Source organism: Streptomyces sp. NPDC014894, assembly GCF_043080985.1.
GTDB lineage: Bacteria > Actinomycetota > Actinomycetes > Streptomycetales > Streptomycetaceae > Streptomyces.
This window is the reverse complement of sequence record NZ_JBIBWD010000011.1, coordinates 142,320-165,245: the sequence shown is the minus strand read 5'-3', so window position 1 is coordinate 165,245 and position 22,926 is coordinate 142,320. Positions and strand designations below refer to the sequence as shown.

Below are 22,926 nucleotides of genomic sequence, written 5' to 3'. Positions count from 1 at the left end.
GGGGATGTCCTTGCAGTTCCCGCCCGGCGACGTAGTCGCCTCATTCGGCATGTACTTGAAGTTCAGGAGCCTGGCCGACCTCCTCAGAGTGCGACACCCTGACCTCGCGTCGACGGTCTCGGTCCCAGACATCCCACCTCATTACGTCAAGATCGACCTGGGAGACACTCAAGGCGCTCTCCTCGCCATCACGAAGATCGGGGGGATCCACGTCTGGGCCGTGACAGCCCCGGGCATCAGCAGTCGGCCGATCATCCTGCCCCTCAACGGGATGTCTGACGAGAACCTGGTGGATACCCTGCACGCCGCCGCATCTGCGCACGTCCAGGGACGCTCTGTCGCGTCCCCCTGGAGGTGGGGAGAAGCGGAAGTCACGCCGATCGTCCAGCTGGCCGACCAGTTGACCGCCAATGGCGCGGTGGTGCACAACGTTGTGGGCAAGAATCACTATTTCCTCTACCACCACGCCGATGGATGGTGGGATCCGAGAGTAGGGATCGCCAGGACCGGGACACGGTCCTACCTCGACGCCACCTACGGCGACTTCGCCTACCGCGCCTCCCACCACAAGACCCTCGGCTGGCGGGCTGACATCTACGATTCGCGTGAACGGCAGTGGGCTCGGCTCGCAGACCCTCTGGGCGCCGGCGATCCTCAGGGTATCGGCAAGCTCCCCGATGTCGCCGACCTCGTCGACGTATCGCCCAAGGCGATTGCCTACTTGGCGTGTGAGCTCACCAGGGAGTCGAGCTGGGAGTGCCACGACCCGTGGAGTCCGGTTGACGCTCCTCCGTTCCGCGCTGCCCCTGATTGCGTGCGCACCCCTGACCTGCTGGAAGAACTCCTGCCAACCAGCCATTCCGCGGGCGAGCGGGCCACCCCGCAGGAACTTCCCCCAGACCTCCTCGTACGCCGGATAGAGAGCCAGCTCCGGGCATTCGGCCTCGCTGACGTCGAATGGGGCGATTCCAGTTCTCCGCTTGTCTCACATTCGCGCCACATCGCCTGGCACAACTCCGCCCGAAGCATGTCTATTTCGGAGGTGCAACGGCTGAATGGCGTCGCCGCGGCCGAGGAGAAGCAGCTCCTCGTCCTGACTCGTAGTGGACTGACGCGGCCAGCGAGCCAGTTCGCGGACAAGGCCAAGGCGCTCGCGTTCCAGTGGGATGCGAAGACCGGCTTGTTGTTCAACGGCAACGCGCGTGGCACTGACCTACTCTTCCCACGCCTGGAGGACTTCGAGATGTCGATCGGTCAGCGATCGCGGGACATGGCTCGCGACTGATTGCGATCCGTGCCCAGCCGCTCGACGTCCCTCACACGAGCGGACGCCGGGACCAGGGGCCGGACCCGCTTCGGGCGGCGTGGACCGTACGCTTCAGCCCGTGGTTGCGCGGGCCATCCCAGTCTCTGCCGTCCGCGAGATCGAGACGACTTCGAGGCGAGCTCCCATCCCCTCGAGCGCCGTCGCCGTATGCAGGAGGGAGATCTTGGCAAAGGCGAACAACGAGTCCGGAGTCAGTTCTGCCCCATTCTTGAGCAGGATCCCGAAGACGAGCGTCGGTGAACTGAACGACCTGTCCAGCGCGTGCCTGGGCGAGAGCTTGTCCACCTTCGAGAGGAAGTCCTTCCGGGCCTGAAGGTCGAAACGCACCGTCTCGATCCCGGCGCGCCCCTGAGCGAAGAGGTGGTTCAACGGGGCGGTACTGGATGCTGCCTTCTTGACGCAGATGAACTGACCCTGCGGCCCGAGAGCATCAGCGATCTCCAGGCCGCCTCCCCGCAGGCGCTCTGTGTGTACGTTGTTCTTGTCGAGCAGTACATACCGATCCTGCGCGGCAACCTCCTTGTTGTACCAGTCCTCGTCATGCACGTTGTGCCTCTTGTGCCCCTGGGGAACCCCACACCTTTCGCCCGTCTCGCACATCTCGACGGTCCAGGGCGGCATGGTGACGCTGGCAGGCTGGGCGAGGAGATCGGCGACCCGCTGCTCGACAACGGTGAGGTACTCGGCTCCGATCTCGTACCACTTGCCCTGCCAGTAGAAGTAGTGCGCAACCCCGTCCGGGACTTCTGCAGTGAACCAGTGGTCGACAGGAACCTTGCCGCTGTTCGCTTCGGAGTCGTCGGTGCTGGAGAACATCTGGATACGGCCCTCGCGCAGCGCACGCAGGCGGCCTCCCTCCGGGCGACGCTGGACAGCGGCAACGAGCTGGTCGACGTCAAGCTCGGCGTGCTGCCCGGCATGACCGGCGAGCGTCACCTTGAAGGACTCGGCGAACTCGAAATGTTCCCTGCACACGCTGGGCACAGCAAGCGCCATGCGGCTCGTCTGCCCCTCGCCAAGCATGGCGTCGAGGCGCACGTCAAGCTTCTGCGCCTGTTCGCTCTTCGGGCTGAGCGGTCGGACCTGGGCGATGAACTCGAACTCGGGCAGCGGGTTGGGCCGCGCGCACACCTCTTCGATCTCCTGGAGGTCACGGAGGAGGGCGGCGGGCGAGTTGCCAAGATGTATCTTGATCGACCTGTCGTTGCCAGTGACGTGGGCCGGCCGCTTACTCCCTGCAGTGAAGGTGAGGGGGACGTTCTCGATCTGTCCGGAGATCTGGCTGACGATCTCGCCGAACTGTTCGATGCCGAAGCCTCGGATGTGCTCACCGCTGGTGGCGGAGTTCTCGTCGGTGCGGCCACGGGCGTCCATGACCTGTCGGCGGACCTTGGTGATGCGGTCCTCCTTCAGGCAGCGGACGGCGAACTCGATGCCGAACCCGGGGTCGATCCGGACCGGGTCGATCATCAGGTGCCCCATGCCGTAGGTGATGCCGTACACCGAGTTCTCGGTCCGGACCAGGAAGAGGGCGAGCGAGGTCCGGTTCTCCTCCGCGACGGGGTGCCCCGTCAGGATGCTGAGCGGGTCACACCAGTCGGCCCGGCCCGGGGCGATCGTGCCGGTGACGAGCAGGCCGACGAGGCCGTCCTTGTTGACCGGACGGCTCGTGAAGCCTTCGCGGTCCAGGTAGCGCGGAAGCACGAAGGCACTGAGGTCCTCGCCTCGATCGGGCCCCTTGGCGCGCAACCGGTGCAGCGAGCTCTTCCGGGTGGTCGGTGCCTTCTTCGCCGTAGGAGGGCGGGTCACAGTGCGGGAGACTTCAAGGGTCACGGGAGTCCTCGTCTTCGCTGGTTGTGGCAGGGAGACGTTCTGGTGCACATACAGCTCGCTTGGCCGGCGAAGCGGCCTGACCGCGTACGGCAGGTGCCGACGGTTCAGTTGTGCCCTTCGAACCGTCGGCACCTGGTTCCGGCCGGTTAGTGACGGCGGGTCGTCATCTGGGGCCCACCGTGTACACGGCGGGCCGGGGCAGAGGTCAAGTGCCAGCCGTGGCACCTCGGGCAGAGGTACGAGCGGATGGGGTCCTTCCCCCTGGCACGGCCGCGGGCGCGGATCCCGGCGAGCGTGAGATCGGCCGCAATGCGGTCGACAAACCTGGTCTTGCCGCAGGAGGTCTGCCGCTCGGGGCGGCAGGGACGGAGTTCCCGCCTGCTCGTGCGGACCTTGCGCTGGTGGTGCACCGGTATTCCTCCGTGTTCAGGGCGGGGGATCTGCTCGATCTGTGGAACGTCGGTTCCGTTAGCGGGCTTGCCGCGTCCGGCCCAGGAGGCCATGGCACAACTGGGGCGTGCGGGGCTGTGATGGCGTGACGGGTGCAGGCGGCGGACCAAGGGCTCTCACCGGAAGGAACCGTAGCCACACCGGACGACGGAAGGCAAGCATGTTGACGAAGGTCGTCGATGTTCACAGCAATTCGTTGACGGAGGCCTTAGGTGTACACAAGGGCTTGCCGGAGGTGGGATCTGCCCGATATGGTCACTGTCATGACCCCAGCCGAGTCCGAGGAGATGACCGCCGCCGCGATCGCCAGGCTGGCGGGTGTCGGCCGTGCCGCCGTGTCCAACTGGCGCCGTCGCTACCCCGCGTTCCCGCAGCCTGTGGGCGGTGACGAGCGCAGGCCGACGTTCTCCCGGACCGAGGTCGAGGCGTGGCTGGAAGCCACCGGCAAGGGCGATCAGCTGTCGACGGCCGGCCGCACTGAAACCGGCACCCACCGCGTGGGCCAGGAAGCGCCGTACCCTGTTCCATACGCCGACCAGCTGCCGGCGGCAGAAGCGGGGCTGGGAATCGCGAACCTGGACTCCGGGCAGTTGCTGGCCAGGGTGATGGCAGCGCTGCTGCCACGCACGACCCTAACGCCACGACCGATCGAGGTCGGTTTCACGGACGAACCTGCGGTACTCGACCCAGCCTGTTCCGACGCCACTTTGCTGCTGGCCGTCGCGGACCGCTTCGGGGATGCCGTCAATCTTGTCGGCCAGGAAATCGAGGAGTCAGCCGCCTCCGCCGCCGCCCGCAATCTGCGCAACAACGCACACGGGGCACCGTACGAGATCCGCACCGGCGACTCCTTTCTGGACAATCAGCTCGACGCCTACCTGGGCAAGGCGGCTGCAGTGGTCTGCGAGCCTCCCTTCGACCTCCCCCGGTGGCCGGCCGACGAGCTGGCCGATGATCCACGCTGGGAATTCGGTGTCCCTGCTCCTCGTGACAGCGAACTGGCCTGGGTCCAGCATTGCTACGCCCATCTACGGCCTCGCGGCCTGGCCGTGGTCGCCGTAACGCCCCGTACTAGCCTTCAGCCCTCCGGGGAACACATTCGTGCTGAGCTGACGCGTTCCGGAGCCCTGCGCGATGTGATCGCGCTGCCGAAGGGAATGGGATCGGCATCCGACACCGGGCTCTGTCTATGGGTACTGCAACGCCCCTACGACGCTGTCGCCACGGAGACGGTGCGCATGGTCGATCTCTCGGGACTGGGCGACGCGGCCGATGTACCGCAGGAGTTCGCCGCCTGGCAACGTCTCTTCTCTGATGCCCACCCGACGATGTTCCGCGCCGTTCCACGCCGAGAGATCCTCGACGGCGACGCCAGCCTGCTGCCCTCCCGGTACATCAGTTCTCCTACCGAGGCGAGCCCCGAGGACTTCCGCCGAGTCACCGACCGGCTACGGATCATGTACACGAGCCTCGGCCAAGGTCTTCCGCGCTTCGCCGCGCCGCCGAAGCCGGCGCACCACGTATACGTGACCTTCGGCGAGCTGGAACGTGCAGGCGCCCTGAGAATCCGTTCCCGCGAGACCACCCCGCACGCAGGCGATCTACTTCTTCGGATGCACGGCCGCCCGCCTGTCGTCGCCAGCGGCAGCGTCGAGGACGATATCGGCATCGCACAGGTCGTCGAGATCGACGACACCCGGCTGGACACACATTTCCTCGCTACGTTCCTGCGCATCGACGCCAACGCTCTGCCGGTGTCCAACACCCTCGGCGTACTCAGCCGTGAGGACCTGCGCCGCTGCCGTGTTCCTCGTATGTCCCTCTTCGACCAACGCCGTTACGGAGACGCATTCCGCCACCTCCAGCAGCTCGAAGACGTACTCACCACGCTCGCGAAAGCGAGCACGCACGTCATCGAGCAGACCATCCACGGACTGACCACCGGTGTTCTGGCACCGGAGTTCACGACCTCGCAGCACATTGATGAAGCCGAGCCGGCTGACGACGAGAAGAGAGCGCTGTGACCTCAGCACCCACGCACACCAAGATGGCGAACGACATCTGGTCGGTCGCCGACTTGCTGCGCGGCGACTACAAGCGCCATGAGTACGGGCAGGTGATCCTGCCGTTCACGTTGCTGCGTCGCCTCGACGCGGTGATGGTGCCAACCCGCGAGGCGGTGCGAGCCCGCAACGCGTCGCTGGAGGTCCAGAACAAGGACCGGCTACTTGAGCTCGCGGCCAAGCTGCCCTTCTACAACACCTCCGATCAGGACTTCGCCTCGATCGCCTCGGACGCCCCGAACGTCGCGAAGAACCTCCGTGACTACATCAACGGCTTCTCCCCGAACGTTCGGAAGATCCTGTCCCGCTTTGACCTGGACAACGAAATCACCAGGCTCGCGGGTGCGAAGATCCTGTACAAGGTCGTCGGCAAGTTCAACACGATGCGCGACCTCGACAAGCTCTCCAACCACGACATGGGCTACGTCTTCGAGCACTTGATCCGCAAGTTCGCCGAAGACTCCAACGAGACCGCTGGTGAGCATTTCACTCCGCGCGAAGTCATCAAGCTGATGGTCAACCTACTCATCGCCCCGGACGCCGAGACCATCGCCGGCGAGGGTCAGGTCATCAACATCCTCGACCCGGCCTGCGGCACCGGCGGCATGCTCACCGCGGCCGAGGACCACATCAAGTCGATCAACCCGAAGACCAAGGTCTACCTCTTCGGGCAGGAACTCAACGCGGAGTCCTGGGCCATCTGCCAGGCAGACATGCTCATGCGCAACCAGCCCGGCCGCATCTACTTCGGGAACTCCTTCAGCGACGACGGCTACCCGGACCAGAAGTTCGACTACATGCTAGCCAACCCGCCGTTCGGAGTGGAGTGGAAGAAGGTCAAGGACGAGGTCGAGGCCGAGACCGAGATCGGCCACGCGGGCCGCTTCGGTGCGGGTACACCGCGCATCAACGACGGATCATTCCTCTTCCTCCAACACTTGCTCTCGAAGATGGAACCCGTCGAGGGCAAGGGGACCCGCCTGGGCATCGTCTTCAACGGCTCGCCGCTCTTCACGGGAGCGGCCGAGTCCGGCGAATCGAAGATCCGGCAGTGGATTCTGGAGAACGACTGGCTTGAGGGCATCGTGGCCCTCCCGGACCAGCTTTTCTACAACACCGGTATCTCCACCTACTTCTGGATCCTCTCCAACCGTAAGGCAGAGAAGCTGCGCGGCAGGGTGGCGCTGCTCGACGCCCGTGATCAGTGGGAGAAGATGCCCAAGTCCTTCGGCGACAAGCGCAAACGGATTAACGACGAACAGATCAAGCACATCACCGAGCTGTATGTCGACGCCCTTAACGGCGCGGTGGACGAGAACCACCCGGACCAGGCCAAGATCAAGGTCTTCAGGACTCGTGACTTCGGCTACCACCGCATCTCCGTGGAGCGCCCCCTGAAGCTGCGCTTCGAGATCACGGATGACACCCTCTCCGTACTGGAGAACGTGAAGGCCCTGGCCAAGTGGGAGGGCCGCGAAGCGATGGTCGAGGCGCTGCGTGGCCTGACCGGCTCAGTGTGGTGGACCAGGCAGGAGGCGCGAGATGCCATGCACTCGGCTATCGCGGCCGATGGCGCACAGTGGCCAGCCACGGCGGCGCTCCTCAAGGGCGTCTGGAGTGCGGTCTCCGTCTCCGATCCCGAAGGTGAGGTCCAGAAGACCAAGAAGGCCGGCATCGAAACGACCCTCCCGGACCCGGACCTGCGCGATTACGAGAACATTCCCCTCGACGAGGACATCGAGGAGTACTTCGCCCGTGAAGTCACCCCGCATGCCCCTGATGCCTGGATCGATCAAGAGAAGACGAAGGTCGGCTACGAGATCCCCTTCACACGACACTTCTACGTATACACACCGCCGAGGCCACTTGTGGAGATCGATGCAGAACTGCGCGAGCTTGAGGCACAGATCCAGAAGCTCTTGGGCGAGGTGACGGGATGAATAATGCCTGGAAGAAGCGTCCACTTTGGTCTCTGGCTACAGTCCGACGCGAGGTGATCGATCCGTCCATCCTTGGCGACAACGTCGTACACTACAGCATCCCCGCAATCGATCAGCACGGAGCTGGCCAGATCGAGGAAACAGCGTCCATTCAGTCTGCAAAGTTGCAACTTCGCGGCGGCGAGGTGCTAATCAGTAAGCTGAATCCACGCAAGAGCAGGGTTGTCCACGTAGCGAGACATGACTTTCCAGTGGTTTCCTCTACTGAATTCGTTGCCCTGCAAGCAAATTCAGGCATCGGCTCCAAATTTCTCGCGTACACGCTCCAAGCGGAGTCAACTCGCCAAGCCCTTAACGCCCAGGTCCAATCGGTGACGCGTAGCCACCAGCGAGTAGCGCCAGAAGATGTTACTCATCTCAAAATCGACCTCCCCCCGCTGGACGAGCAGTGCCGTATCACTGACTTCCTCGACGTCGAGACGGCCCGGATCGACCATTTGATTAAGCTTAAAACTTCCCAACTGGAGTCAATCGGGGAGCGAATGCTGAACGCTCTCTCTCGGACTGCCAGCGAACTGGAGGATAAGCATGGAACGGTAAAAGTTCGCCACGTTCTACAGAAGATCGAGCAAGGATGGTCACCTCAGTGTGAGGATCGCCTCACAGAAGAAGGCGAGTGGGGGGTTGTTAAGGCAGGATGCGTTAACGGTGGAACATTTGACGAGAAGCAACACAAAACGTTGCCGGCATCGATTTCCCCCGATTTTCGATATCGACTTCGAGTTGGGGACCTCCTAATGTCTCGGGCTAGCGGGTCGGTCGAATTGATCGGCAGCATCGGAGTCCTCCCCGAAGGATCGCCTCCTAATTTGCTACTGTGCGACAAAATCTATCGCCTGCGCATGGATCGCACGCGGATGAACTCCAACTTCGTTGCACTAATGCTCAGAACATATCGTGTTCGCGAGGAAATCAAACTCGGCATCTCAGGTGCCGACGGCATGGCAAACAATCTACCCACCGCGACAGTCACCAACTTGCCCCTGCCAGACGTACCGCTGGCAAAGCAGGGTCACATCGTGGATGAACTCCAATCACAGCAACGTGCCACGCAAGCAGCACAGCAATTGCTGGAGAGTCAACTCTCCGTACTCGCCGAGCGTCGTCAGGCCCTCGTCACCGCCGCTGTCGCCGGCGAGTTCGACGTCAGCGCTGTCCGCCACTCGGCCACCTTCGGAGGCGTCGCATGAGTAGCCGTGGAGCCAACTCCGAAGACGCCTTCGAGGCCAACGTCGAAGCCGAGCTCCTCGCGCGCGGCTGGTGCCGGACTCAAGGCACATTCAACGTCGAGCTCGGTATCGACACCGGTGAAATGTATCGCTTCATCGGTGCCACGCAGGGAAATACCTGGGAGCGGCTCGTCGGCTTTTACGGCGGTAGGAACGCCGCCCAGCGCCAGTTCGCGGAGCGCGTCGCCGCCGAGATCGACGCACGCGGCGTCTTGGATGTCCTGCGTCAGGGCGTACGCGACCGGGGCGTGCAGATCGACCTGGTGTACTTCCGTCCCGGCCACACCCTGGCCGTGGACGCACTCGCCGAGTACAACGCGAACGTTCTGACAGTCGCGCGGCAACTGCACTACAGCAGCCGCCACCCCCGCCGAACCCTCGACATGGCGCTCTTCGTCAACGGACTTCCAGTCGCCACCGTCGAATTGAAGAACCCGAACACGCACCAGAACGCCGATCATGCCGTCGCGCAGTACCGCCGCGACCGCGACCCGAACGACCTGTTCTTCGCCAAGCGGGCCCTGGTTCACTTCGCCGTGGACCCCGACCGCGCATTCATCACCACGCGGCTACATGGTGCCGAGACGCAGTTCCTGCCGTTCAACGTCGGCTCGAACGGCCCCGGTATGTCGGGCGGAGCCGGAAACCCGGCCGCCGCCCCCGGCTCGTACAGCGTCGCCTATCTATGGGAGCAGATCTGGCAGCGCGACAACTGGCTGGAGATCCTGCACCGCTTCATCCACGTCAAAGCCCCGGACAAGAAGGGCGCGAAAGACAACCCGCACACCTCGCCCCGCATCTTCCCGCGCTATCACCAGTGGGACGCCGTACAGAAGATGGTCACCCACGCACGGGGGCACGGGGCTGGGCACAACTACCTGATCCAGCACTCGGCCGGCTCCGGCAAGTCGAACACGATCGCGTGGCTGGCGCACCGCCTGTCCACCCTATTCGACGCTGCCAATCAGCCCGTCTTCAACAAGATCATCGTGATCACCGACCGGGTGGTCCTCGACCGGCAGCTTCAGAAGACCATCTTCCAGTTTGACCACACCCCCGGTGTGGTCAAGAAGATCGACGAGGACTCATCTCAACTCGCGAGCTCCCTGGATGACTCCACATCGAAGATTGTCATCAGCACGTTGCAGATGTACCCCTTCGTGCTGAAGAAGATCGCCGACATGGGTCTGTCCGGCAAGCGCTACGCGGTCATCATCGACGAGGCTCACTCCTCGCAGGGCAGCGAATCGGCGATCAAGATCAAGCAAGCGCTCGGTTCGAATGTTCCCGCTCGCGAGGAGAATGAGGACCCCGTGGAGTACATGACACGGGTACGCGGCAAGCAGCCAAACCTGTCCTACTTCGCCTTCACCGCCACCCCGAAGTCGCCCACCCTTAAGCTTTTCGGCACCTTCGACCCGGACCGGGCGAATCAGCGCACCGGCGAGCAGGGCATGTACGTGCCGTTCCACATCTACTCGATGCGACAGGCGATCGACGAGGGCTACATCCTCGACGTGCTCGCCAACTACATCACGTACAACACAAAGTGGCGCCTGCGTAACGCCGCCGTCGAGCAGGCCGAGTCGGCCATCTCGAATCCTGATGTCGATGAGAGGAAAACCACGGTCAAACTCGTCCGCTACGCAGAGCAGCACCCCAAGTCCCTAGAACAGAAGGCGCGACTGATCGTCGACGATTTCCGGGAGAACATCACCGGGCGGCTCGGTGGCCGGGCCAAGGCCATGGTCGTCACCAGCAGCCGTCAGCATGCACTCGACCTCTACCAGGCGATCCGCGCATACGTCACCCTGCGCGGGTACAAGGACTGCGGCGCCCTCGTCGCGTTCTCCGGTCAGCTCAAAGACGACGCCGGCCTTGAGTTCACGGAGGCCCAACTCAACGGTTTCCCCGAGGGACAGTTGCCGGATAGGCTCGGCTACACCAAGGCGGACGATCCGCAGGCCGTCGCGCGCGCCCAGGAGGAGTACCGGCTTCTGGTCGTCGCGGAGAAGTACCAGACCGGCTTCGACCAGCCGCTGTTGTGCGCGATGTACGTCGACAAACCGCTGACCGGTGTCGCGGCCGTGCAGACACTATCCCGGCTCAACCGCATCCACCCGCTCAAGTCGCAGGATGACGTGCATATCCTCGACTTCGTCAACGAGGCCGCCGACATCCAGGCCGCCTTTGAGGACTGGTTCGAGACGACCATCACCGAGCCGAGTGACCCGAACCTCCTTTACACCAAGCAGCACGAGGTAATGGGGTACGGCCTCCTCGCCGCATCGGAGATGGAAGCCTTCATCCGCGTATTGTCCGCAGCAGGCCCCGGCCGAATGCCGGACGCCGCCGAGCGCAAGCTCCACGCCGAACTCCACGAGTACCTCAAGCCCGCCTTGGACCGCTTCAACGCCCTGGAAACAGACGACGAACGCGAAGGCTTCCGGGGGGCGCTGCAGGACTACGTACGCGCCTATAGCCTCATCGCCCAGATCGTCGACTGGGGCGACCGGGATCTTGAACGCCTTTACCAGTACGGCAGGATCCTGCTCATCCGCCTGCCGGGTCGCCCTTCCACGTCGGTCGACATAGGTGACGCCGACCTGAGCCACTTTCGCCTGGAGTTCACCGGACGGCACAACGTGTCACTCTCCACCGTTGGCGACCGCGACGTCCGGGGGCACGCCTCCGACGGCGGAGGCTATCGGGAACCTGATGTGAAGCCCCTCTCCGAGGTCATCGAGCAGCTCAACGAACGTTTCGGACTCGACCTGAGCACCTCTGACCAGATTCTGGTCTACCAGCAGGTCGTCGGCCTGGTCGAGGACACCTCGATGCAGCAGATCGCGCTCATGAACGACGAGGCCCGCTTCGGGCAGGTCGCCGACGACCGCCTCGACGACATCGTCGCGGAGAACGCCGAACGCAACACCGACTTCATGAAGTTGTACTTCGACAACAACGAGTTCCAAAAGGCGATCAAGGAAGCGGCGCGTAAGCGCGCCTACCGGATCATCACCGAACCGGCGCGGGATGAGGCCCTCGCGAAACTTCGCAGTGAGATGCGTCGTGAAACCGAAGGCCGGGCGATCGAGTAGTAATCGCTGTAACAGACAGGCAGCGGGGCAGGCTGAGTCGTAACTCAGTGGCAGGAGTGGGGCATGACGGACGGTACAGAACAGCCAGCCGAAAGACCTCTGCTCGCAGGACGCTACCGCGTGGACGGTTCGATCGGCCGCGGTGGCATGAGCGAGGTCTTCCACGGCTATGACGAACGGCTGGACCGACGCGTCGCCATCAAGGTGCTTCGCCCATCGTCGGCGGCTGCGATCCCGGCTTCGCCGGACAGTCCAGAAGCAGCGGAGCTCCTTGACGGTCTGGAACGCGACCGCAAGCGGTTCCTACGCGAGATCCGTACCACGGCGCAGCTGGAGCATCCCGGGATTCCTGCGGTCTACGACACGGGAGTTGAAACCGCCCTCGATGGCAGCGCGCAGCTGTGGCTCGTCATGCAGTTGTTGCGCGGCTCGACGCTGGAAGCGGTGCTCGACCGTACGGATTACGACACCGCAGCGCCGAACGTGGCATGGGCAGCGTCAATCGCGGCCCAGATCGCAGCAGTACTAGCCGATGTGCACCGAGTTGACATCGTTCACCGCGACATCAAGCCCTCCAACGTGATCCTCATCAACGGGGGCTTGGTCAAGGTCCTAGACTTCGGCATTGCCATCCTGCGCGGCGCTGGCGCGCTGCCACGCCTGACTCAGATCGACAAGACCGTCGGGACCCCGCCCTATATGTCGCCTGAGCAGTGTCTCGGCAAGGCGGTGACCTTCGCCTCGGACATCTACTCGCTCGGCTGCTTGCTCTACGAGCTGCTCACTGGCGACGTGCCCTTTCACGGGACCGACAGCATGCCGCTGCGGGCCCATCACCTGCAGACACCCGCCCCCTTCGTCCAGAGCCAACGGGCCGACATACCAGGTGCTCTTAGCGCGCTCCTGTCGTCAATGCTCGCGAAGGAACCACGGGAGAGGCCCTCCGCGGAGGCGGTCTACGAGGCTCTGCTGCCCCTGGCATCGACTCCAAGCGATTCCACTGCCGGCGGCGACGAGAACCGGGACCCGACGCGTCCATTCCGTCGCCCCCTCCTTGCCCCGGCCAGGCAGCGGGAGCAGCCCACGAGCCGAGGAAAGCTCACCGACGCCGAGGCCGAGGAACTGCAGGCGAACGTAAGGGTACTGCTAGACAACGATCATCCCTCCGAGGCTATCCGGCTGCTCGAGGACGGTGTCGCCCGCGCCGCCCACGATCCGTTCCTGGACCTGCGCCTGCGGCACTTCCTCGCCGCCGCACTTTTCTACGCTGGCGAGTACACCCGTGCCGCCACGCTTTTCGAGGTCGTCGGTCGTGCCTACCGCAAGCATCTGGCCTCGACCGACTCGTACGTCCTTGACTGCGCCTACCACGCAGGCCACGCGTATGCGGAGGTCGACAAACCGGATAGGTCGCTGCCCCAACTCCGCTTCTACGTGCAGAACGCCGACGCCTCAGCGAGCCGCGATACCGCAGACCAAATCCGCGAGTCGCGCTTCGTCATCGCCCAGATGCTCGCCGCCTCGGAACACCTAGACGAAGCTCTTGCGGAACTCGAAGCCGTTCGCCCACTTCTGACCGCCGCCTTCGGTAGCGATTCGACCCAGGTACGTAACCTGGACAAACAAATCCACCGGCTTTCGGAACACATGCGGAGGGAACACTGAACCGCCCCAGACAGTGAGCCGTTTCCAAGCCAGCCTGGCTGAACGAGAGTTGGACAGGCCTGGAGAAGGACGTAACGCCTGGTAGACGGGCTCTCAACCGAGATCACACGTGTCCGTCAAGAGCACAACTGAACTCGAGGCGGCAGGAGATCGGGACGCGGTGGCGACACGTTGCCGCCGCCACCTCAGACATTGCTCGCTCTGGCTCATCTGCGGTGCTGTGACACCTACGCCCAGCTCGCCGCCGGGTTTCGTAACCGTCTCTCGCTACATAACCGCCTCCGGGGCAGGCCAGCTCTTGAGGCTTGTGAGAACTGGACAGGTCTCGACGCCGCCGATCCCTCACCGGAGGAGTGGCACACTTCACCATCATTAGGGCGGCAGCGGTAGACCTTGGTGGAGCGCCAAGCGCGCCTGTCCACCGGTTGTCCACCGCGACCCGCTGCACGGCCCCGACCAACTGCCCTAGACAGAGAAGAACCAGGTCAGAGGCCACTTCGCCCGCAGGGTCGAGAAAGCGTCACCTGCAACCTACGCATTGAACTGCGTAGGTTGCAGGTGTCCGATTAGCCCGGTTTCAAGGCTTACGAATACAAGAAACCCCAGGCCAGAAGCCTGACCTGAGGTTCTTCAGAGCCGCCTTCGGGATTCGAACCCGAGACCTACGCATTACGAGTGCGTTGCTCTGGCCAACTGAGCTAAGGCGGCAAGCTGCCGAGACAACCATCCCCGCAGAGGGAGGCCCGCATCAGCAGCGGCGCCAAGTCTACAGGGTTGTCGCGGGTGCCCCGCACCACCTCCAGGCCTCTCACCTCGGCTCTCGAGTTGCACACCCCGGGGGAGAGCACTCAATACTGGCCCAGAAGTGTGTAAGCAGGCATAACACCACTTTCACCCCGAAGGGACCACGCCGTGGGCGGAGCCGTGAACCCCGCAGGTGTCGACGAGGAGGAGCGGGGCGGGCGGGAGCGGTGGGCGGTGCTCGCGGTGCTCTGCGCGAGTCTGCTGCTGGTGGCGCTGGACGCGACGATCCTCAATGTGGCGCTGCCGTCGCTGATCGACGATCTGCGGCCGAGCGCGGTCGAACAGCTGTGGATCATCGACATCTACGGACTCGTGCTCGGCGGTCTGCTGGTCACCACCGGGGCGGTGGGCGACCGCTACGGACGCAAGCTGCTCTTCATCAGCGGAATCGTGATCTTCGGGCTCGCGTCGGTGGTCGCCGCGACCTCGGAGACCACGTGGCAGCTGATCGGCGGCCGGGTGCTGCTCGGCATCGGCGGTGCCATGGTGATGCCGTCCACGCTCTCGCTGATCCGGAACGTCTTCACCGACGCCCGTGAGCGCGCGCTCGCCATCGGGATCTGGGCGGCCGTCGCCGGGGCCGGGGCCGCCATCGGACCGCTGGTCGGCGGAGTGCTCGTGGAGGAGTACGGCTGGGCCGCGGCCTTCTGGATCAATGTGCCGGTCGTCCTCCTCACCGTCGTCGCCGGAGTCTGGCTGCTGCCCGAGTTCAAGGACGCCGGGCACGGCCCGCTCGACCGGCTCGGCGCGGTGCTCTCCGTCGTCGGGATCGTGGCGCTGGCCTGGGGCATCAAGCATGTGGCCAAGGGCAGCCCCGGCCTGGTCGACGTCCTGGTCCTGGCGGCCGGGATCGCGATCCTCGCGCTCTTCGCCCGCCGGCAGCTCACCCTGAGCGATCCGCTGCTCGACGTACGGCTCTTCAAGAACCGCACCTTCACCGCCGCCGCGCTGGTCATCCTGATGGCGATGCTGGCGATCGGCGCGGCGCTCTTCCTGGTCTCGCTGTGGCTCCAGTACGTCCACGGCTACTCGCCCTCGCAGGCCGGTCTGCGCACCCTGCCCGCCGCGATCGCCATGCTCGTGGGGGCGCTGCTCGCGCCGTGGGTGATGGAGCGGCTGGGGATCAGATCGATCATGGCGCTGGGGCTGGGCGGGGTGGTCGCCGGGTTCCTGGTGCTCGCGCTGTCGCCGGAGCCCACGGCGTACGGGCACATCGCCGTCGTTCTCGTGCTGCTCGGCCTCGGCGACGGGCTGGCGATCACCACCGCCTCCTCCGTGCTGGTCTCCTCCGTGCCCGCCGAACGCGCCGGGCAGGCGGGGGCCGTCTCGGAGACCAACTACGAGCTGGGCGTCGGCCTGGGCGTGGCCCTGCTGGGCTCGATCCACGGCGCGGTGTACGCGGACCGCATGGCCGGACAGCCGGAGCAGGCGCGCGAGTCGATCGGGGGCGCGTACGAGCTGGCGACCAGCGAGGGCGGCAGCGCGGGCGACGCGGTGCTGGCCGCCGGCCGGGCCGCCTTCGACAGCGCGCTGACGACCACGGCGTTCGTCTCGGTCGGGATCGTCGCGACCGTCACCCTGCTGGTCGTATGGCTCGTACCGCGCGGATTCCACGCCACCGCCGGCCCCCACTGAGGGCGGCCGGACCTCAGCGGCAGACCTTGCCCTCCGGCGGAACGGTGCCTTCCAGCAGATAGGCGTTGATCGCCGTGTCGACGCAGTCACTGCCCCGCCCGTACGCCGTGTGCCCGTCGCCGTCGTAGGTCAGCAGCCGGCCGGAGGAGAGCTGGCCGGCCAGCCCGCGCGCCCACTTGTACGGGGTCGCCGGGTCCCGGACGGTGCCCACGACCAGGATCGGGGCGGCGCCCTCGGCCTCGATCCGATGGGGCTTCCCGGTGGCCGGAGTGGGCCAGTACGCGCAGTTCAGCGCCGCCCAGGCGAAGCCCCGGCCGAAGACCGGCGATGCCTTCTCGAACTCCGCGAGCGCGGCCTCCACCTGCTGGGGGCCGGTGAAGGCGGCGGGCAGGTCGAGACAGTTCACGGCCGCGTTCGCGTACATCAGATTGGAGTAGGAGCCGTCGCCCTCCCGCTCGTAGTAGCTGTCCGCCAGCGACAGCAGGGGCGCGCCGTCGCCCTTCATCGCGTCGGCCAGCGCCTCGCGCAGCTGCGGCCACGCGCCCTCGTCGTACATCGCCGTCAGCACGCCCGTGGTCGCCAGGGACTCGCCCAGCTCCCTGCTCTCGCCCGTGGGCACGGGCCGGGCGTCCACCTCGGCGAAGAAGTCCTTGAGCCGGGCGGAGGCGTCCCGAGCGGAGACGGTCCCGAGCGGGCAGTCGGGCTGCTCGACGCAGTCGGCCGCGAAGGACTGGAACGCCGTCTCGAAGCCCGCCGTCTGATCGCGGTTGACCTCACGGGCGGGCAGGGCGGGGTCCAGCGCGCCGTCGAGCACGAGACGGCCGGCCCGGTCGGGGAACAGCTCGGCGTAGGTCGCGCCGAGGAAGGTGCCGTACGAGGCCCCCACGTACGTCAGTCTCCGGTCGCCGAGCACCGCGCGCAGCACGTCCATGTCCCGCGCCGCCTCCACGGTGGAGACATGCGGCAGGATCTTTCCGGAGCGCTGTTCGCAGCCCTTCGCGAAGCCCCGGAACGAGCCGGTGAGACGGGCGGTCTCGGCGGGGTCGTCCGGCGTCTGGTCGGTCTGGGTGTACGCGTCCATCTCCTTCCCGCCGAGACACTCCACGGGCTCGCTGCGGGCCACCCCGCGCGGGTCGGCGGCGACCATGTCGTAGCGGGCGCGGACCGGGGCCGGGTAGCCGATGCCCGCGTACATCTGGAGATAGCCCACGGCCGAGCCGCCGGGGCCGCCGGGATTGACCATCAGGGAGCCGAGCCGCTTGCCGGGGCCGGTCGCCCGTTTGCGGGCCACCGCCAGCTCGATGGAGTCGCCGCCGGGCTCCGCGTAGTCCAGCGGGACCTTGAGCGAGGCGCACTGGAAGCCGGCGACCCCGCAGTCGCGCCAGGACAGCTTCTGTCCGTAGTACGGGCGCAGCTCCTCGGCCGTGTCGGCGGTGGGCGCTGCCCCGGCGCCGCCCGAGGTGGACGCCGACGCGCTGGACGACGGTCCGCCGCCCGCGCAGCCGGAGGCCAGCAGGGCCGCTGCGGCCACCGCGAGGACGGAACTGCGGAACATACGCCTGGGATCCATCCCCGGAGCGTAGGGGACGATGCGTACGGAATGCCCTTCCTTGCCCGGATGGGTGAACCGCGTCGTTGACGCGGGAGGGGCGATGCGTACGGGGCTCAGCCCGCGCGCAGGGCCATCGTCATCGCCTCGACCGCCAGCAGCGGGGCGACATTCGCCTCCAGCGCGCCCCGGCAGGCGACCACGGCCTCTATCCGGCGCAGGGTGCGCTCGGGGGTGGAGGCGCGGGCGATCCGGTCGAGCGCGTCGCGTACGTCGCCGTTGGCGATGGCGATCTCGGAGCCCAGCTGCAGGGCGAGCACATCGCGGTAGAACCCCGTCAGATCGCTGAGCGCCAGATCGAGGCTGTCGCGCTGGGTACGCGTCTTGCGGCGCTTCTGTCTGTCCTCCAGCTCCTTCATCACCCCGGCGGTGCCGCGCGGCATCCGGCCGCCCTGGCCCGCGCCGAGCGCGGTCTTCAGCTCCTCGGTCTCCTTGGCGTCGGTCTCCTCCGCGGCCTGCTTGGAGTCCTCGGCGGCGGCGTCGATCAGCTCCTGGGCCGCCTTGAGGCAGGCGCCGACGTCGTCGACCCGCAGCGGCAGCTTCAGCACGGTGGCCCGGCGGGCCCGGGCCCGCTCGTCGGTGGCCAGGCGACGGGCGCGGTCGATGTGTCCCTGGGTCGCCCGGGCGGCGGCCTCGGCGCGCTCGGGCTCGATGCCGTCCCTGCGGATCAGCACATCGGCGACGGCCGCGACCGGCGGCGTCCGGAGCGTCAGATGGCGGCAGCGGGACCGGATCGTCGGCAGCACATCCTCCAGGGAGGGCGCGCAGAGCATCCACACGGTGCGGGGCGCGGGCTCCTCGACGGCCTTCAGGAGGACATTGCCCGCGCCCTCGGTGAGCCGGTCGGCGTCCTCCATGATGATCACCTGCCAGCGGCCGACGGCCGGGGAGAGCTGGGCCCGGCGGACGAGGTCGCGGGTCTCCTTCACGCCGATGGAGAGCAGATCGGTGCGGATGACCTGCACATCGGCGTGGGTGCCGATGAGGGCGGTGTGGCAGCCGTCGCAGAATCCGCAGCCGGGGATCCCGCCGAGGGCCCGGTCGGGGCTGACGCACTGGAGCGCGGCGGCGAACGCCCGGGCGGCGGTGGCCCGCCCGGAGCCGGGGGGGCCGGTGAACAGCCACGCGTGCGTCATCTTCGAGGCGTCCGGGGCGTGCTCGCCCCCGGCCACAGCGGTGACCAGGGCGTCGGCGTCCCGCGCGGCGGCGCTGAGCTGCGCCTGCACCCGCTCCTGACCGACCAGGTCGTCCCACACGGTCACTGCCGTCACCTGCCTTGTGTGCTGCCTGCCCGCGGCCATGGGCTCCCCATGGCCCTCCCATTGTGGGGCAGAGGTCTGACATCGCCGGTCATGCCGCCGTCGGCCCGTGCCCGCGCCCGTGCGGGGCGGCGGCGGGCGCCGGGCGGCGGCCTGCGGGCAGGCGGGGCGGCGGCGGGCGTCAGGTCCCGTACGCGACCGCGACGCGGAAGCCGACCGAGGCCGCGCGAGGGCCGCGACCGCGGAAGCCGACCCTCGGTCGCCGCACGGCAGCGCCCCGGCGCCGTCACCGACCCACCGCCCACCACCGGGTGGTCAGCGCCGTCACCGGGTGGTCAGCGCCTCCGCCGCCCGCCGTTCTCGTCGTCGCGCGTGCCCAGCAGCTCGTCCGCGAGCGTGGGCAGATCGTCGAGCGGGGTCTCCTCCGCCCAGTCGGAACGGCGGCGCGGGCGGCCCGTGTCCGGGTCGATCTGGGGAAGCTCGCGCGTACGGTCGTTCGAGCCGTCCGGCCGGCGACCACTGTCACGGCCCCCGTCCCGACCGCCGTCCCGGTCATCGCGCCCGTCCCACGCGCTCCTCGGATCGCGCCGGTCCCGGTGATCCCGGTGGTCCTGGTCACCCCGGTCACCCCGGTCACCCCGGCGGTCCTGGCCGTCCCGGCTGTCCCGGCCGTGGCCCTCGTCGCGCTCGTCGCGGAAGAACCCGGGCGGCACCCGGTCCGCCGGCCGCTCGTCGCGTACCGGCGGGAGCGTCTTCGTCTCCTCCTCCGGCCGCTCGTCGCGCACCGACGGCAGCACCGCCGTCTCATCGGCCGCCGAGGAACCCGAGGCCCTGGAAGACCCCGAGGCCGCCTGGGCCGACGAAGACCCCGAGGCCCCCGGGCGGTCGGACGCGGCCCGGTCCTGCCTCGCCGGCACCCTCGGCACCTGCTGCGTCTCGTCGTCGGGCCGGACCACGGGCGTGGTCACGGTCACCGCCTCGGCCGAGGGATCCTCCGGCCGCACCACCGGAGTCGGCACGGTGACCTCGGCGGCCGACACCTCGGCGGCGGCAGCGGCTTCGGCGGCCGCCTCGGCCGCGGCGGCCTCAGCCCTCCGAGCCTCCTCGGCGGCCGTCTTCCGAGCCTCCTCGGCGGCGGCCTTCCGCGCCTCCTCCGCGCGCAGCAGAGCCTCCTCCGCCTTGCGCTGCTTCTCCAGACGGCGCTCCTCCGCCTCGGCGCGGAGCCTGGCCTGCTCCTCGGCCAGCTTCCGCAGCCGTTCCTGCTCGTCCCGGCGGGCCTTCTCCTCGGCCTCGCGCTTGCGGCGCTCCTCGTCGGCGAGCCGGCGCGCCTCCTCCGCCCGCTGCCGGGCCTCCTCGGCGAGCCGTTCGGCCTCGCGCTGACGCGCGGCCTCCTCCTCGGCCTTGCGGCGGGCCTCCTCCTCGGCGCGGAGCTTGGCGAGCTGCTCCTGGCGCTCGCGCTCCAGCCGCTCCTCCTCCGCCTTGCGGGCGGCCTCCTCCTCGGCCTTGCGACGGGCCTCCTCCTCGGCCCTGCGCCGCGCTTCCTCGCGCGCCCGGATCTCGGCGGCGGAGAGCGGAAGCATCCGGTCCAGCCGGTGGCGCACCACGGTGGTGACGTCCTGCGGGTCCTGTCCCGCGTCCACGACGAGATAGCGCGCCGGGTCGCTCGCGGCCAGTGTCAGAAAGCCCGAGCGCACCCGCCGGTGGAACTCGGCGGGCTCCGACTCCAGCCGGTCGGGGGCCTCCGTGAAGCGCTCCCGCGCGGTCTCCGGCGAGACGTCCAGCAGCACGGTCAGATTCGGTACGAGTCCGTCCGTCGCCCAGCGGGAGATCCTGGCGATCTCCGTCGGCGCGAGATCGCGCCCGGCGCCCTGATAGGCGACCGAGGAGTCGATGTACCGGTCGGAGATCACGATCGCGCCGCGCTCCAGCGCGGGGCGGACCACCGAGTCGACGTGCTCGGCGCGGTCGGCCGCGTACAGCAGCGCCTCGGCGCGATTGGAGAGACCGGCGGACGAGACGTCGAGCAGGATCGAGCGGAGCCGCTTGCCGACCGGGGTCGCGCCCGGCTCGCGGGTGACGACGACCTCGTGGCCCTTGTTGCGGATCCACTCGGCGAGGGCTTCGACCTGGGTGGACTTCCCGGCGCCGTCGCCGCCCTCCAGCGCGATGAAGAAGCCGGTGGCGGCGGGGGCCTGCGCCGGGTCCGCGCCCCGGCGGAACGCCTCGCCCAGATCGCGGCGGAGCGGCACTCCGGCGCGGTCGTCGGTCTTGGCGAGGACGATCGCGGCGACGGGCAGCAGCAGGGCGCCCGCCAGCATCAGGGTGAAGGCCGCGCCGCCGTGGGCGAAGACGAAGTCCCCGGCCGCGAGCCGGTGCGGGCCGATCGCGGCGGCCGGCAGCGGGGCGACGAGCGCGCCGAGCGCGATGGCGACGCGGACGACGGCCTGGAGGTGGTCGGTGGTCCGGGCCCGCCGGGGGGCCTCGGACTCCTGGTCGACGAGGGCGTGTCCGATGTTCGCGGCGACGCCGGCCGACGCCCCGGCGAACAGCGCGAGGAACAGCACGGTCGCGGTGTCCGGGACCAGCCCCATCGCCAGGAGCGCGATTCCGGTGGCGGTGAGCGCGAGGGCGAGGAGCCGTCGGCGCGACAGCGCGGGCAGTACGGATTCGGCGCCGCGGATGCCCAGGGCCGTACCGCCGGTCAGCGCGAGGACCAGCAGGGCGAAGGCGGCGGGACCGCCGCCGAGATCGCCGGCGTGGAGCACGGAGACGGCGGCGGCGGCCGAGATCGCGCCCGCGACCGCCGCGCAGGCGGTGACGAAGAGGGCGAGGGCGCCGGTGCGTCCCTTGTCGGGGTCGCCCTGCGGGGTGGAGGGGCGGCGCAGCCCTTCGAGGGGCGAGCGCGGCCGCGGGGTCGCGGAGGAGGGCAGCTGGACGAGGGAGAGGATCGCGAGGGAGGCCGCGAAGAGCCCCGCCGCGACATAGGAGCCCAGGGCCGCCTGGTGCAGCGAGAACCACTCGATGCCCGCGCCGAGCAGATTGCCGATCAGGGTGGCCGCCAGCAGAACGGCGGCGGCGACGGGGACGACGGCGAACGAGGTGCGCAGCCACAGCCGGCGCAGCGCGTCGAGATGGTCGGGCAGCGGGCGCACCGCCGCGCCCTCCGGCGGCGGTGCGGGCAGCAGCGCGGGGGCCGCGCCGTCCCGGGCGACGGTCCAGAACCTCTCGGCGGCCCCGGTGACGAAGACGGTGGCCAGCAGGATCGCGACCGCCGCGTCCGGGGTCCAGTCCAGCCACAGGGGCGCGACGACCAGCGCCGCCAGCCGCACGCCGTCCGAGCCGATCATGGTCCATCGGCGGTCGAGCGGTCCCTTGGCCGAGGTCAGCGTGGTCAGCGGGCCGAGGAGGACGGCTCCGAAGAGGACGGTCGCGAGGGTCCGCGCGCCGAACACGGCGGCCACCGAGAGGGCCGCGCCGCGATAGCCGCCGCCGAAGGCGCCTTCGGAGACCGCGGCCTGAAGGGTCAGCAGCAGCAGGACGAGGACGGCGAGGGCGTCTCCGACGCCTCCGACGGCCTGCGCGTTCCACAGCCTTCTGAGAGTGGGGACGCGCAGCAGCGCGCGCAGCGCCCGCTCACGGGAGTCTGCGGCGAGTGCGTCGGAGCCCTCGGCGTGGGTGGTGGTCTCTGAGACGGGGCTCACGACCGCCTGCTGATCGGCCGGCTGCTCGGATCGCGTCATCCGCCCAGCCTATCCGGACAGCGAGGCTCCTTGCGGGGGCCGCCGGAACCTGTGGACAACCGGCCCGGAGCCCTGTGGACAAGCGGCGTGCGGGGCGCGACGGTCTCCCCGTCACACCCCGCACGCCGCCGGGAACGCCCCGTACACATCACCGCGAAGTACCGCACCCCGGACAGCCGGTCCGGCCACTGGCCGGACGCCTCCCCCGGCG

At 67.7% G+C, this 22,926-nt stretch carries 11 protein-coding genes, 1 tRNA gene and 1 pseudogene; 8 read left to right on the top strand and 5 right to left on the bottom strand.

The window, feature by feature from the left end; all coding sequences use genetic code 11:
- Positions 1-4: 4 nt before the first annotated feature.
- Positions 5-1,285: a hypothetical protein gene (locus tag ACF089_RS25885; protein WP_392030986.1), complete on the top strand. Its 1,281-nt coding sequence runs from the start codon at positions 5-7 to the stop codon at positions 1,283-1,285.
- Positions 1,286-1,378: 93 nt separating this feature from the next.
- On the opposite strand, the gene ACF089_RS25880 is transcribed toward ACF089_RS25885, so the two are convergent.
- Positions 1,379-3,160: a DUF6119 family protein gene (locus tag ACF089_RS25880; RefSeq protein ID WP_392030983.1), complete on the bottom strand. Its 1,782-nt coding sequence runs from the start codon at positions 3,158-3,160 to the stop codon at positions 1,379-1,381.
- A 713-nt stretch (positions 3,161-3,873) separates the two neighbouring features.
- Here ACF089_RS25880 and ACF089_RS25875 point away from each other — a divergent pair.
- From ACF089_RS25875 to ACF089_RS25850, 6 genes and pseudogenes are all read left to right on the top strand, one after another.
- A complete protein-coding gene (locus ACF089_RS25875) occupies positions 3,874-5,634 on the top strand; it encodes an N-6 DNA methylase (RefSeq protein ID WP_392030980.1) in 1,761 nt (586 codons plus the stop codon).
- Positions 5,635-5,657: 23 nt separating this feature from the next.
- Complete coding sequence (locus tag ACF089_RS25870; protein ID WP_392030977.1) at positions 5,658-7,613, top strand: N-6 DNA methylase; 1,956 nt, start codon at positions 5,658-5,660, stop codon at positions 7,611-7,613.
- 53 nt (positions 7,614-7,666) lie between these two features.
- Positions 7,667-8,863 (top strand): restriction endonuclease subunit S, encoded by a 1,197-nt coding sequence (locus tag ACF089_RS25865; RefSeq protein ID WP_392030975.1) that lies wholly within the window; start codon positions 7,667-7,669, stop codon positions 8,861-8,863.
- Positions 8,860-12,003 (top strand): type I restriction endonuclease subunit R, encoded by a 3,144-nt coding sequence (locus ACF089_RS25860; protein ID WP_392030972.1) that lies wholly within the window; start codon positions 8,860-8,862, stop codon positions 12,001-12,003. The genes ACF089_RS25865 and ACF089_RS25860 overlap by 4 nt, the downstream gene beginning before the upstream one ends.
- 63 nt (positions 12,004-12,066) lie before the next feature.
- Positions 12,067-13,668 (top strand): protein kinase, encoded by a 1,602-nt coding sequence (locus ACF089_RS25855; RefSeq protein ID WP_392030969.1) that lies wholly within the window; start codon positions 12,067-12,069, stop codon positions 13,666-13,668.
- Positions 13,669-13,790: 122 nt separating this feature from the next.
- Positions 13,791-13,920: pseudogene (locus tag ACF089_RS25850) on the top strand (IS5/IS1182 family transposase); the annotation flags it as partial.
- 382 nt (positions 13,921-14,302) lie between these two features.
- Here the strand turns inward: ACF089_RS25850 and ACF089_RS25845 are convergent.
- Positions 14,303-14,376, bottom strand: a tRNA-Thr gene (locus tag ACF089_RS25845).
- A 216-nt stretch (positions 14,377-14,592) separates the two neighbouring features.
- On the opposite strand from ACF089_RS25845, the gene ACF089_RS25840 reads away from it, so the two are divergent.
- Positions 14,593-16,107, top strand: coding sequence for an MFS transporter (locus ACF089_RS25840; RefSeq protein WP_392030966.1), 1,515 nt, complete (start codon positions 14,593-14,595; stop codon positions 16,105-16,107).
- Positions 16,108-16,120: 13 nt separating this feature from the next.
- On the opposite strand, the gene ACF089_RS25835 is transcribed toward ACF089_RS25840, so the two are convergent.
- The 3 genes from ACF089_RS25835 to tmk form a co-directional block, all read right to left on the bottom strand.
- Positions 16,121-17,677 carry an alpha/beta hydrolase gene (locus tag ACF089_RS25835; RefSeq protein ID WP_392030963.1) on the bottom strand — a complete coding sequence of 519 codons (1,557 nt, stop codon included), beginning with the start codon at positions 17,675-17,677 and terminating at the stop codon, positions 16,121-16,123.
- Between the two features lie 95 nt (positions 17,678-17,772).
- Complete coding sequence (locus tag ACF089_RS25830; protein ID WP_392031293.1) at positions 17,773-18,978, bottom strand: DNA polymerase III subunit delta'; 1,206 nt, start codon at positions 18,976-18,978, stop codon at positions 17,773-17,775.
- 332 nt (positions 18,979-19,310) lie between these two features.
- Positions 19,311-22,715, bottom strand: a complete 3,405-nt coding sequence (tmk, locus tag ACF089_RS25825; RefSeq protein ID WP_392030960.1) for a dTMP kinase — start codon at positions 22,713-22,715, stop codon at positions 19,311-19,313.
- Positions 22,716-22,926: the final 211 nt, after the last annotated feature.